This is a genomic window from Collinsella aerofaciens (assembly GCF_015556945.1).
Lineage (GTDB): Bacteria > Actinomycetota > Coriobacteriia > Coriobacteriales > Coriobacteriaceae > Collinsella > Collinsella aerofaciens_AO.
Map to the genome: position 1 here is coordinate 1 of NZ_JADNNH010000001.1, position 13497 is coordinate 13497.

The window sequence follows — 13497 nt, forward strand, 5'->3', positions numbered from 1 at the left end:
CGGCGTAGGCCGCGGGCCCGCACAGGGCCAGGGCGGCCGCGACCGCCAGCGCGGCGGCGGCACCGGAAATTCGTTTCATGGAGCGTTTCATGGAAAATCCCCCTAATCTAGCAACGGTTTAGAGTCTACTAGATTGGGGGGACGGGAACCAAGCAATGATGCACCAAACGATTCAACGCATCGTTTGGAAAACCTACAAGGCGCCAAACTCGCTCTCGAAGGATAGGTTTGGTCCGAGCCATGGATCACCGTTGAGGAAGAACTCAGGCCAGCGCTGAATGAACAGCGCTTGCTCGCGCTTCCAGCGACGCAGTTTTTCCTCGTTGGCCTCTTCCCTACCGCGCGAGGTGAACTCGTAGTGATACAGCTCGGCATAGGGCGTAAAGATGGTGCGGTAGCCGACCTCCCACACGCGAAGGCAAAAGTCAGCGTCGTTAAAACCGACGGCGAATTCCTCGTTATAACCGCCAACCTGCTCAAATACGTCGCGTCGGACCATCTGGCAGGCACCCGTTACGGCGCTAAAGTTGCCCGGGCGCACAGCGCGGGCAAGATAGCCCTCGCGCTGTGCTGAGAAGTCCTGGTTGGCATGGGCAAGTGCGCCACGCACGCCAACCACAATGCCAGCGTGCTGCACCAGATGATCGGCAAAGTAGAGTTTGGCGCCCACCACGCCCGCATCGGGACGCTGCAGATAGCCCATCATCTCTTCGATAAAATCGGGGCTTATGACCTCGGTATCGTTGTTGAGCAGCAGCAGGTAGTCGCCCTTGGCGTGCTCCACGCCAAAGTTAATGATCTTGGAGTAATTGAACTCACCCAGCCAGCACACAACGCGCGCGATGCCCTTGCCTTCGGATGCTGCAGCCACGCGCTCTGGCAGGGTTTCGTAATACGCAAACGTCTCCGGGGCTTCACTGTTGTTCTCCACCAAGACGATCTCGTAGTTGGCATACGTGGCTTTCTGAGCGATCGACGTCACACAGGCATCGAGCGTCTCAACGTGATCCTTGGTGGGAATCACGATGCTCACCAGCGGCGCAGGCTCCGGCAGCGCATAGCGCATGCGGTAGACAAACGGCGTCTCGGTCTCCTCGACCGTTCCGCAAATGCCCAGCGCGTTAAAGTGGCGCTGAAGCGCAAGGCGCCCGGCTTCAATAGCATACGGCTTGCTATCGGCAGAACCATCGGCGGTCGATCCCGGATGAACGCGCCAGTGATACAGCACGTGCGCAACATGCTCAAACCGCGCGCCCGCCGCAAGGCAGCGAAGCGTCAGGTCGTAGTCCTGGGCACCCGCAACGTCTTCTGGGGACGTGCCAATGTAATCGATGAGTGCCTTCTCCACCATCAGGAAATGCGTCACACAGTTATGGCTATAGAGCAGGTCGGCGTTGAGCTTGGTCTTAAAGACCGGTTGGCCCCACTCCCCCGTTTTCTGGAACATGTCCTCGTCGCAGAACAAGACCTGGGGGCGCTCGCCCTCGGCCGCCTTATTCAGCGCGGAAACATAGTGGAATAACGCGTCCGGTTCCAGGATGTCATCGTGGTCCAAGAACGCGATGTAGTCTCCAGTCGCTTGCTGAATACCTGCGTTGGTGTTGACCACAATGCCGCCGTTGCCGGGTAGTTCAATGCGACGAACGCGCTCGTCGTTGGCGTCTGCCGCAAGAGTGGCCACCGCGTCCCATTCGGGCGAGGCGTCCATAAGCAGCAATTCCCAGTTGTCATAGCTCTGGGCTAGCACCGAGTCCAGCAGCTCGCGCAGGTAGACCCGATCAGTCTTGTAGCACGGCACCACAATGCTCACGAGCGGCCTATAGGCAAAGACTGCCGAAGCGACACGCTGGCACGCCAAATCGCCCGGCTTTGCGCGATGTTGCTCAAACCAGCGTCGATAAGCTGCGTCGTCTGCACGCGCGTCCTTCATGCGGTTCCAACTGTCATCGACCATGCCGTTGTACAGGCGACCATCCATGGCGCAAAACCCGCTCTGGATCTGCTCTGTGGGATCGCTCGCAATCGCGACAAAATCTCGTATATCCTGAGGCATCTCAACACTCAGATACGATTTATTGACGCGGCATCCGTTCTGCTGCGGCACATCGACCTGCGATTCAAACACATGCACGGTAACATCGATGGCATTCATATACGTATCGAAGATCTGGAGCTCAGGCGCGCACTGGGGGTCTCCCGCCCAGGTAACCTCATAGCGCCACACCGCGCCGGCGTCTGCCGGCAAATAGCGAATGGCATCGATCTCGTAGCGACCGCAGCATACGCCACGCTGCGCATCACGGATAAGCGCACACAGCGCAGGCTTTGCTTTGTAGTTAATCTTGGATTCCAGCTTGGCCACGCGGCTATCAAGGCAAATGGAGCCCAACCTTTGGCCACCGGATGCAAAAACGACATCCATCGACGAGCCATCCAAAAACGGAAGCACCAAGACGGCGAGCTCGCGCTCGTAATCGGAAACGGAAGGGCAAAGCGCCAGCACACGGCCATGATCGACCGGGAGCACCAGCGACGGCACACAAGAACCGCTCGTCGTCGCATGGGCAAACGCTTGAGAACCCTCCCGCTCAATAAGCGCGGCGACATCCTGGCCGGCAAAACGAAGCAGCACAAAAAGACGGCCCTGACTGCGGCAAAGTGCCAAACGCTTGATACTCATCTACACTTCTCGCTTTCCCAGGGCGTTCGCTGCCATGCGTTTGCAGGCACCCAGGCGCCCAAACCTCAAGACGTCGTAATCGAACATGAGCTTTTTGCACTCACGGGCATTGGGGGCCTTGCTGGTAAGCGCCGCACGCACCATAGCAGCAACAGAAGGAGCACATTGTGCGACCGCAGCATCGCTGCCCACGGCAGAACCGGCAAGAGCCGCGGCGACGGCAGCAAACACCTTGCCGCAGTCCGAACCCAGCAGCCTGAGCGCATCGTACAGCACCAGATCGCACAGGAAATATGCCAGGTCATCGGCATGCTGAGCATCGAGACCGTCGCGCTGCCAGTCAGCCAGCACCGCGGAGTAAATCTTCACGTGCTCCAGCAGACGCGTCTCGTCGTCGTAGCGCATGGTGTCCATGAGCGAACCCTTGCGCGCCACGCGGTAATCATACAGCTTGTTCGAGATAAGCGCGGTCTTGTGCGAACGACCGTACACGGCAAAATCGAAGACCTGGTCCTCGCCATACTTAACGGTTTCGTCGAACACGATCCCGTTGCCCAGCAAAAACTCACGCCCGCAGGCGGTGCGCCATGCAAAGGGGCGAGATGCTTCCTTAAACAGCAGGTCGGAGCTATAGCCTTCAAACGACACATCGCGCGGGCTCAGCACATAGTTAAGCCACGGATACCCCGCCTCCAGCGGATACGGATTCGCACCAAAGGTCAAAACGTCGCAGTCCTCGCGCTCAAAGGCATCGACGATCACACGGCATGCATCGGGCGTAAATCGGTCGTCGGAATCCAAAAACGCGACAATAGGTGCCGTAGACGCGGCGATGCCTGCATTACGCGCACTCGACAGGCCGCCATTGGGCTTATCGACCAGCGTAAAGCGCGTGTCCTTTTCGCAATAGGCAGCCGCGATATCGCGCGAACCATCCGGCGAGCCATCGTTAACCAGCACGCCTTCCCAATCGGGCATGTCCTGAGCAAGCAGGGAGTCCAGGCACCAGGCCAGGCACTCCTCCACCTTGTAAATGGGAACAACGACGGAAATCTTAGGGGTAGCCATAGTCACGCGCTCCTACTGTGCGGCCGGAACGTCGTCAGGGTGCGGGTTGTCGCCGTAGGTGCGCTGATACGTCAACACGCGCCAAACCAGCGGCAGGCCGCCAATCTTAAAGTAATGCTTAAACGTATTGAGCTTGCCCGGCTTCTTAAAGTCAAAGCGCGAATCGATATAGGCACGGGGAGATTTGACCATCAAACGCAGGTCGGTCTCGCAGCGCGGGTCGAAGAGCGACAGGTCAAAGCGACCGGCATCCCAATCGGCCTTGAGCTCGGACGAGGCTTTCTTCCAAAACTGCTCACGCAGCTCATCGACCAGGCGCTCATCATTCCAACGGTACGTATCGACCTTCATGCGCATTAAAATGCCCTGGAGCTGAGCCTTGAGCTCGGGACGCTCGTCCAAAAAACGTTGCATCTCGGCATATTCGTCGCACACGCAAAACACCTTGTTGGGCGAATTAACGGAGCTCTTCTCGTTATCCTGGCGATAGCACAAAATGGGGTCCGCAATAAACGCGGCACGCTCGGCGCAAGCCCAAACCTTAAAGTTAAAGCCTGCGTCCTGATACGAGGCACCCGGCGTGGGGAGAAAGCGAATCTGATTGGCGTTGAGAAACTCGCGCCGATAGATGGCAGACCAAATGGAAGGCTTGCGGTAGAAGATCCCCGGGCGATCGACGGGGCGATACGCGGCGCCTGTCATATGCTCGTCGATAATTCCAAACAGCTCACGGCGCTCGCTGGGCGCAGACCAGTACAGGTAAAAGTCGCCCTTAACGACATCGGCATGTTCAGCATCGGCCTTGGCGACCAGCTTTTGGAGCGAATCCTCAAACATAAAGTCGTCGGACTCAAGGATGCCCACGTACTCACCGCGCGCCATCTCCAGGCCGCGGTTCATCGAGTCGCCGTAGCCGCTGTTGGCTTTGTCGATCATCTTGACACGGGAGTCGCGCTCCATGTACTCGCGGATAATCGCCGGCGAGCTGTCGGTCGACCCGTCGTTAATGCAGATGATCTCGATGTCCTTGAGCGTCTGAGCCACGGCGGAATCGAGGCACTCGCGCAGGTAGCGTTCGACATTGCAGATAGGGACAAGCAGCGAAACTTTAGGGTTATCAGAGTTCTGCAAGAGAACCTCCTGTTGAATAGCGTGTAACAGGGTTATTTTAGCAGCCGAGTTGCGGCGGGCGGCAGCGCTTGGAATTAGATAAAGCGCTCCAGGCAGGCTTTGAGACCGCGAGTCGAAAGATAGAACAGCGTGGCGTCTGCCATCGAAACGCCCGAGGTCGCCGCAACGAGCTTGTGGGCAACACGGCGAACGGCGCCCTTAGCAGGCACATCCGCCCACGCCGTTCCCAAAAACGTCGCGAGGTCCATGTTGACGCGAGCCGCCACGCGATGGAAGTCATCGGCATCCAAACGCGCCAGGTCGAACACAATTAGGTCCAAAATCCAAGTTATCAGCTCGCCGGGACACAGGTCTAAAAGACCGTAGGCCGCCCAGTCCTCCAAGACCTCCTCGAGCATCCTCATGTGGGCGTCAAGCTTTTTGGCACGAGCCTCGGCACTGTTGAACTCGTGCGTCGCCGATTCGCTCTCCATCACGTAGTGGTAGAACTTGTCCGGCATGACGACGGTCCTGCGGGCAAGCGCATAAGCCGCAAATTGGAAGACGACGTCCTCGCCCAAAGCCAAACCGGGGGCGAAGCGAATGCCTTCGCGATTGAGCAGCTCGCGTGAAAAAGCCGCGCGGCATGCATAGGGCTGTGCGTTTGCGTGGAACAGTAACTGGGGATCTCGTGCGCCAAAAATGCCCGCCTTGGGACTCATGAGTTGCTGGACGCGTTTAGGTGCGGCGTCGGACGGCTCGCAAACGCCGCCAAAAACGGCGACCTCGGCATCTGAAGACTCCATGGCATGCAGCACGCGCTCGACCGTCTGGGCGTCGATGTAATCGTCGGCGTCTACAAAGAAAACCACCTCGCCCTTGGCGGCATCGATTCCGGCATTTCGGGCGAACGAGACGCCCGCGTTTTCCTGGTCAATCACCAGTACGTGATCGTCGGCCTGCGCGATCTGGCGCAACACGTTCAACGAATCATCAGTCGAACCGTCGTTGACGCAGACAACCTGAATCGAGCGCTCGGACTGGGCCAACAGCGAATCGAGACATCGCTGAATGGAGCGCGCAGAGTTGTAAACGGGGACGACAATGGTAGCTTTAGGACACGAGGCCTCTCCCATGCCGACCTACCCCCTCAGCGATTCGATGAGGAAGGCAGCAACCACGCCTGGGCCTCCAACCGAGGCGTAATACTTAGCACGCCCCAAGGCACCATCCGTCGCAAAACTCGGGTGCTCGTCAACCCAGCCCTCAGGATCTTTGAGGATGGCAGCGAGATTTGCGCGCTTCCACGGCTTGAGGTCGTCAAGCGAAAAGTCCCCGGCGTCCAAGGCCGCCTGAAATTCCTTGGCCATCTGCACCAGGAACTCCTTATAGAACTTAGGCGCCAGGCGCACGTAGTTCCACATGTACGAATCGTACTTAATGAGCTGATTGAACTTGAGCATGCGCGCGACATCGACGCTTGCGTGGTCGCGGGCATAATCCTCTCGAATCCAACGCTCAATCTCGGCATACTCGGTATTGACGCAAAAGACCTTAGCCGAAGAATTGACCGAGGAATTCTCGTTGTCCTGTCGATACGACAAAACAGCATCATGCAGGTAAACAGCCTTATCGGCGCACGCGATCACCTTAAAGGCGAATGACGTGTCCTGAAAGGATGCCCCCGGAGTCGGCAGGAACTTAATGCCGTTGCGCTCAAGAAAATCGCGACGGTACACTGCCGACCAAATCGACGGCTTTTGCTTAAAGAACTGCGTCGTGTCGCTCGGGTGCACCGGCTTACCGCAGTCCTTGGCCTTAAACATCTCGTGCAGTGAACGGCGCTCCTCGGGCTTAGACCAGTAGAAAACAAAGTTCGCCTTCGCAAAGTCGGCATTATTGCTATCGGCGGCCGAGACAAGCTTTTCGAGTGCGTCGGGCGCCATAAAGTCATCGGACTCCAAGATGCCAACGTACTTGCCACGCGCCATCTCCAGACCGTGGTTCATCGAGTCGCCGTAGCCGCTGTTGGCTTTGTCGATCATCTTTACACGGGGGTCGCGCTCCATGTACTCGCGGATAATCGCGGGCGAGTTGTCGGTCGACCCGTCGTTAATGCAGATGATCTCAATATCCTTGAGCGTCTGCGCCAGAGCGGAATCGAGGCACTCGCGCAGATAGCGCTGAACATTGTAAATGGGAATAAGCAGCGACAGAACAGGGCTGCCAGAGGCGTTAGTAGACAAATGTGCTCCTTAGGAAATACCTGTCGTTTCATGGTATCAAAGGGTCAGCGCGCCAGCGGGCGTTTATATAATCTATGGAGCCTCTTGCGGGCAAAGCAGCCCCACGTCATGCGGCGGGCCCATGGCAGGTTCCTGCGTTTTATTCAAAGCTTGCCGCTAAGGTGCGCCGAGCCTTTACAATAGGACAGTCCCAAGGACGTATTCGATAGCTTCCGTGCAGCGCATGCGCGCCGCGCGTGAAAGGATATATTGCCCCATGCCTTCAACCCTTCCCGCTCCCATCGATAAGCTCGCCATCGTCGTCGTTACGTACAAGCGCCAGGAACTCCTGGCCAACTTGTTCGACTCCATGACCGAGCTCACGGCCGCGCCCTGGCGCATCGTGATTGTCGATAACGAGAATTCGCGCGAGACCGAGGCCATGTGCGCCGCATTCAACGAGCGCCTGGCCAACCTGTGGGGCATCGACACCGAGCAGCTCGACGCGCAGGGCGGCACCGACCGTGTCATCTACGCCCCGCAGCTCGAAAACGGCGGCGGTGCGGGCGGCTTCTCCGCCGGCACCAAATGCGCCTACGACCTGGGCGCCCAGTGGTTCTGGGTGATGGACGACGACGTGCTCGTCATCCCCGAAGGCATCGAGCGTCTTGCCAAGTGGACCGACCGCTACGATGTCATCCAGGGTTCGCGCCTGGACTTTGACGGCGGCGCTTTCTTTTGGCAGTACCAGCTCATCCTCTCGCTCGGCATCCCTAACCCTATCGCCAAGTGGGATCTGGGTCCCGAGGGCTACCGCGCCATGAACCAGCTGTGCTTTGAGGGCGGCATGTTCTCGCGCCGCGTGGTCGACAAGATTGGCCTGCCCGACGCGCGCTTCTTTATCTACGGCGACGATGCCTGCTACGGCTACGTAGCCAGCCAGCACTTCCCCGCCGCCGTGGTCGCCGACGTGGTGCTCAAGCGTGCCCGCGCCGTCTCCAACTGGGATATCGCCGGCAAGCGCCAGCTCAACTCTACGAGCGACACCAACCGCTACTACATCATGCGCAACCGCGGTTATCTGGCCCGCTACATGCAGATTTACGGCGACTATCACCCCGTGCTGTTCCGTCTGGGCAACGCCGCGACCTTCTGCAAGGAGTTCATTCGCCTGGCCGCCGTTGACAAGTGCTTTAAGACCGGCATTCCGGCGCTGCGCCGTGGCATGAAGGACGCCCGCAAGATCGTTAAGGATCCCAACTGGAAGCCCATGCCGCCCATGAAGGACACCGAGTAACGGAAGCCGGAAACACCTCGGCGCTTAAAGCAGCTGGCACACCGTAGCCACATGCTGCCCATCAAAACCGAACCCCCAGCGCATGCGACCCACGCCGGGGCGCGGCACACGGATTTCGTCGATGCCGTCGCGCTCTATGTCGAGTAGCGACTGCACGGCCAGCAATTCCAACCCTAGCGCATCCACATCGGGGTCATACATCAAGTTAATCGTTATCAGTGGGCGCTCGTCCAGCATGCCAATCGTGTCTGCTACGTCGAACACAGCACCCGTAGGGAAAACCTGGATGTCCCAGCGACCCGCGCCACACTTTCGCCTCGAGGCAGGATTGGCATAGCCCGGCAAGCCAAAGCAGAGTCCCTGCAAGAGCAGATGATATGGTAGCGGCTTATCTGGGTCGGTCTCACCGATTCCCGCATCCCCCAGGATGCGGCTTAGCGCCCGCCTCACCGTATCCTCGTTCCCACGGCACAGCCCGTCGCGAAACGCATCGACGTCTCGAATGTCTTCGGCAGCGCACTCAAACCACTCAACAATCACTAGACGCAAGGCCTGGCGAAGCTCGTTATTGGGCAATCGCAAAGCACGGAGCCGATCGCCATGCTCTGGCTCCTCAGTCATATCCGTCGTGAGAAAACCGGACAGATACAGCGCTGTCCACATGCCATCGTCAGGCGAGACATCTGGCTCTGCAGTGCCCAAACAAAGCGGGACCTCAGCACACCCATAGGCCTCGAGCAAATCAAACAAGACCGAAAGGCGGTCGAGATTCCACCCGGCAACTACCCTACTCAGGCAATCCGCATACCCATACAGATCGGCGCGCACAGGCGCCGTGCAGCCTCGGTCCAGAAAACCGATCACACGCGCTGGACTCGAGCAACAGGCCCTACCAAACCGATATCCCTCGAGCCATTCACGCGCATCATCAAGGTATTCCTCGCGCCCAGCATGATTCAACAGAGCCCGGACCTCGGCATCCGAAAAGCCGAACCAACGGTCACACCACGTCGAAAGCGGCGTCGTCAGACAATACGAGCAGCCATGCAAAGGAAGCGCCGCTTCGGCAGGGCCGGGACGCTCCCCCATCAGACACGTCAGCCGCAACGAATCGCGCGCAGTGGCAATGGCGTCGAACAGCACGCGATCGAATAGCCCTGCCGGATCGGCGTCGGAAGCGTCCCTCGCGCTCGCACGGCGAGACCACGCCGCATCGTACCCATCAACGAGCAATACAACCTGCTCATCGCAGGCCATCTCCAGCAGCTCAATGAGCACACCGAGCACCGAGTCAACCTCGTCCGCGCTCGCCACGCCACGCACGACGCGTTCGATGTGACGCACCTTATCTCGAGCTAAATCAGGAGCCTCCAAGAGCGCCAACAAGCGAGCGCACTCGCCCGAAAGAGCATCGCGCACGACGTCGGCAATAGCGGCACCACGCCTCGCAGCGCCAGAAAAGTCCAGCGATATCACCGGATAGCAAGCATACTCATCCCGATAGCGCCCACCGTCTGCATCCCAAATCTGAGCATTGGCAAACAAACGCTGATCAGCGCGACCAACCGCTGGACGCTCCAGAAAAGCCCTGAGCATCGACAAGTTCATGCTTTTGCCAAAACCCTCGGGTCGACAGCACACCACAACGGACGCGTCGCAGTCCAACGCATCGGCAATAAACATGGTCTTGTCGACCAGCGTGCAGCAACCAAGAGCCTCCGCATAGTCGTGCATGCCAATGGGCAAAGCCGCATCGTCGGCACAGCCGATCAAACGCACGCCAAAGCCAGCAGCACAATCAACATTTGCCTGTTCAGACACCAAAACGTTCCCCCTAAATCGCAGCACGATGCCAATTGTAATGACCGCATCGCATGTACCGATGTCGCCGCGCAAACATATCGGGCAACGGTAGTAACAAGAGGTGTGAGGGGGCACAATTAATCGTTGCACAACAAAACGGGGCCCGATACATTCGCACCGGACCCCGTCCCGACTATTTAGTTATCTGGCAACTAAGAGCCTACTCCCCCGAGTCGTCCTCCCCAGAAGCCTTCTTCTGCTGATCGAGCTTATACTTACCACTTACGATAGACGTAGCGCCCAGCGTGGCCAAGCTCGCGCTGGCAAGGCTCGCCATAACGATAAGGTCGCCCGTCTTGGGCATGTTACCGCCCGAAGTCTTAGTCGTTGTAGTGGTGGTTGTAGTGGTCACCGTCTTGGAGTCATTTTGCTCTTGGTTCTGGTTGTCGGTGTTGCCCTTACTGCTGTCCTCGCCCTGCTGCTTTCCGTCCTCGGTCTTGTCCTTGTTCTTGTCCTTCTCCTCAGATTCAGACTTCTTGTCCTCGTCCTTCTTCTGAGCGGACTTGTCGTCCTTCTCATCAGAGCTAGAACCCTTATCGGATTCAACCTTCTCGGAAGCCTTATCCTTGGAGTCGCCCTTTACGGCTTCGGTCTTTTCCGTGGAAGCCTGATCAGAGTTGTCCTTGTTCTGAGTCGAACCATTATTGACGCCAGCCATCAGCGAAGAGCCCAGCGTAGAACCAAGCTGCTCGGAGAAAGAAGGCTTCTTGTCCGGCGAAGCAACGGGAGCGTCCGGCGCCTTATTCGAGTCGTCCTTGGAAGCATCGGAATCAGGGGTTGCGTCAGAGCCGGAGCCGTTGTTAGAGCCGGTGTCAACGGACGAATCGCTCGAGCCGGTAGATGAGTTAGAGGTGTCAGCGCCGGTCGAACCAGAAGCGTCGCTGTCCGTATTGCCGGCAGAGCTTGAAGACGAATCGCCCGCAGCAGAGCCGTTCGAATTGGAGCCGTTCGAGGTAGAGCCGTCGTTGGTAGTGCCACCAGCCGAGCCATTACCGTCAGCATCGGTCGAGGGCGTATCCATCCTGTCATCGTTGGGATCGTCACTCGAGTCGTCATTCGAATCAGGTGTCGGCGAGGGCGCCGGTGTGGGCTCGGGCTGCACGGGCGTCGCAGCGGCTGCCTCGTCCTCGGCGATATAAGCCAAGCAGTCCTTCAGCTCATTCTTATAACGATTCTTCCAGCCCTCATGATACTGGGGCTGGCTCGAATACTTGGTCGCCACGTTATTGACCACGCTGTTGGAGAGCGCCGTCACAAACTCGCGGTCGGACATATCATTGGAAAGATTCGCCCAGCGGAAAAAGTCCCTGCAGCCACCGGTGCCGCACATGTTGGTAATGCTCCACACCATGCCCTTGACGCAATCGGCGCGGCCCGAAATATCAATACCCAGGCCGCTCTTGAGCCACGCCTCGGTCACCGCATAGTACGAGTTGTACGCATACGCATCTTGAAGTGCTGAGAACTCAACAGGATCGGTGTTGTACGCACCTTGGAAGGCATCCTGCGCGATATGGCCCAGCTCGGTGAGCTGGCCGTTCTCGTACATGACATTACTCGTGTTGGAAATCTCGCTGCCGCGATCAATCGCATCCTTGAGCATGCTGTATTTTTCGGGGCTGTAGTTGTAGACCTGCTTCATAAACGGAATGAGCGACCAACGGCGGTCGAACTGGTAATAGCCCAGCGCGTTGTAGCCGTCACCATACGAAAAGCCCTGGTTGTAGTTACCATGGCTCTCGTACTTGGTAAAGTACTTCATCTCGGTAGTCACGTTGACAAACGAAACGCCCTGGACCGACCTCAGCACGCCCGAGAAGGACTGCTGGGTGTAGAGACCCTTATCGATATCGGTGGCATCCGAGGCAACGCCTGGCGTGGGCTCCTCGGCAGCGGCGGGTGCCGGCGCGGAAACGGCGCCAAACGAAAGCGCCAGCGTCAGACCCGCGACAATAGCAGAATGCTTGGGCTGCATAAGATCCTCCCTGCATTGGTGTAGTTAAAGTGCAGTTTGCAAAGATGAGATTAAGTATTACAGCTCGCCGCCTGTTGCACAACAACCCCTCGGTAAACGGCAACTACCCTCCGCGAAATCTTAAGGAATTAAACAAACTGGTCGTCGGGCACCAACAGAAGCTCGCCGTAACGCTCCATCAGTCCGTCCCTCAACTGGCAGAAAGCGGGGATATAGGCGTTCAAGATACGCTGAATCAAATCTTGAGCAAGCTTGTTGTCGTAGATATGGACGTTCGTATTGCGGTCTCTGAGCATATCTAGCCAGGCTGCCTCATCAATAAAGTCGTAGAATCGGTAGGACTCCTTCAAGATGGCACGAGGAGACCCCGACGCGGCAAGCGTGGCACCCTCATACTCGAGCAGACGCTTAAGGAGCTTCCAGCTCAGTTCAAATTGAAGATTGAACTTATTAATCAATCCACTCTGAACAAAATCATTGTTGAGATCCTGATTGGGCGCATCCTCAAGATTCGCCAAGGCGCTGGCAAAGTTCTCATATTTTTTCATACAGAATCACACCATCCCTGGCAATTTCATCGAGCAATTGCTGCGATAAGGACTCGTCGAGATTGACGACATCTACATCTAAAAGAGTATCAAGACGCTCCTCGATCAAATATGAGAAACGGCCGAAATACCGGCAACCTGCTACGGCGATGTCAATATCGCTCTTAGGCAAGTTGTTGCCTCGAGCGCGAGACCCAAACAGCACAACTTTCTCGGCGTCACATTCCCGAGCAAAATCTTCGATTTGCTTGTACACCTTGTCGAGAGATGCCATTTGCAGCCCTACAGCTTAATGTCGAAGTTGATCTCGGGGACGGCGGCCAGGTCGGCCAACGTCACGCCGTCGACGTACTTTTCGATCACGTCGTCCAGGCCGCGCCAGAACTTGACGGTCGAGCACAAATCGCTGCGGGTGCAGCTGTTGTCGATGCCGTCGCACGCCACGGGCGCCGTGCTGCCCTCGACAGCGCGCAGGATGTCGCCAGCACGCACCTCGGCCGGGTCCTTGGCCATCATGTAGCCTCCGCCCTTGCCGCGCACACTCTTAAGCAAGCCAGCCTTCATAAGCGGACGCACCAGCTGCTCCAAATACTTTTGCGAGATATGCTCGCGGTCGGCAACCTCGCGCAGAGCAATCTTGCCCTCGGCGTCACCGAGCGCCGCGATATAGATCATCAGCCGGAGGGCATAGCGGCCCTTGGAAGAAATGAGCATACCTACCCTCCCATCGC

At 57.8% G+C, this 13497-nt stretch carries 11 protein-coding genes; 1 reads left to right on the plus strand and 10 read right to left on the minus strand.

Going from position 1 to position 13497, the window contains the following annotated elements:
- Positions 1 to 193: 193 nt before the first annotated feature.
- The 5 genes from I2F59_RS00005 to I2F59_RS00025 form a co-directional block, all read right to left on the minus strand.
- A complete protein-coding gene (locus I2F59_RS00005; protein WP_195502636.1) occupies positions 194 to 2680 on the minus strand; it encodes a glycosyltransferase family 2 protein in 2487 nt (828 codons plus the stop codon).
- Positions 2681 to 3748, minus strand: coding sequence for a glycosyltransferase family 2 protein (locus I2F59_RS00010; protein WP_195502638.1), 1068 nt, complete (start codon positions 3746 to 3748; stop codon positions 2681 to 2683).
- Positions 3749 to 3760: 12 nt separating this feature from the next.
- Positions 3761 to 4879, minus strand: a complete 1119-nt coding sequence (locus I2F59_RS00015; protein ID WP_195502640.1) for a glycosyltransferase family 2 protein — start codon at positions 4877 to 4879, stop codon at positions 3761 to 3763.
- 74 nt (positions 4880 to 4953) lie between these two features.
- On the minus strand, positions 4954 to 5994 hold the full coding sequence (locus tag I2F59_RS00020) for a glycosyltransferase family 2 protein (protein ID WP_195502641.1): 1041 nt from the start codon (positions 5992 to 5994) through the stop codon (positions 4954 to 4956).
- A gap of 6 nt (positions 5995 to 6000) precedes the next feature.
- Positions 6001 to 7104 carry a glycosyltransferase family 2 protein gene (locus I2F59_RS00025; RefSeq protein ID WP_195502642.1) on the minus strand — a complete coding sequence of 368 codons (1104 nt, stop codon included), beginning with the start codon at positions 7102 to 7104 and terminating at the stop codon, positions 6001 to 6003.
- Between the two features lie 256 nt (positions 7105 to 7360).
- Between I2F59_RS00025 and I2F59_RS00030 the strand changes: the two genes are divergently transcribed.
- Positions 7361 to 8380 (plus strand): glycosyltransferase, encoded by a 1020-nt coding sequence (locus tag I2F59_RS00030; RefSeq protein ID WP_195502643.1) that lies wholly within the window; start codon positions 7361 to 7363, stop codon positions 8378 to 8380.
- Between the two features lie 24 nt (positions 8381 to 8404).
- Here I2F59_RS00030 and I2F59_RS00035 read toward each other — a convergent pair whose 3' ends face one another.
- The 5 genes from I2F59_RS00035 to I2F59_RS00055 form a co-directional block, all read right to left on the minus strand.
- On the minus strand, positions 8405 to 10201 hold the full coding sequence (locus I2F59_RS00035) for an AAA family ATPase (RefSeq protein WP_195502644.1): 1797 nt from the start codon (positions 10199 to 10201) through the stop codon (positions 8405 to 8407).
- A 202-nt stretch (positions 10202 to 10403) separates the two neighbouring features.
- The gene (locus I2F59_RS00040; RefSeq protein ID WP_195502645.1) at positions 10404 to 12218 is read right to left on the minus strand and encodes a VgrG-related protein; all 1815 of its coding nucleotides are present in this window, start codon (positions 12216 to 12218) and stop codon (positions 10404 to 10406) included.
- 128 nt (positions 12219 to 12346) lie between these two features.
- Complete coding sequence (locus I2F59_RS00045) at positions 12347 to 12766, minus strand: HI0074 family nucleotidyltransferase substrate-binding subunit (RefSeq protein ID WP_195502646.1); 420 nt, start codon at positions 12764 to 12766, stop codon at positions 12347 to 12349.
- Entirely contained in the window at positions 12753 to 13040 is a 288-nt protein-coding gene (locus I2F59_RS00050) for a nucleotidyltransferase family protein (protein WP_195502647.1), read from the minus strand. The genes I2F59_RS00045 and I2F59_RS00050 overlap by 14 nt, the downstream gene beginning before the upstream one ends.
- 8 nt (positions 13041 to 13048) lie before the next feature.
- Complete coding sequence (locus I2F59_RS00055; RefSeq protein ID WP_055310594.1) at positions 13049 to 13480, minus strand: RrF2 family transcriptional regulator; 432 nt, start codon at positions 13478 to 13480, stop codon at positions 13049 to 13051.
- Between the last annotated feature and the right edge of the window lie 17 nt (positions 13481 to 13497).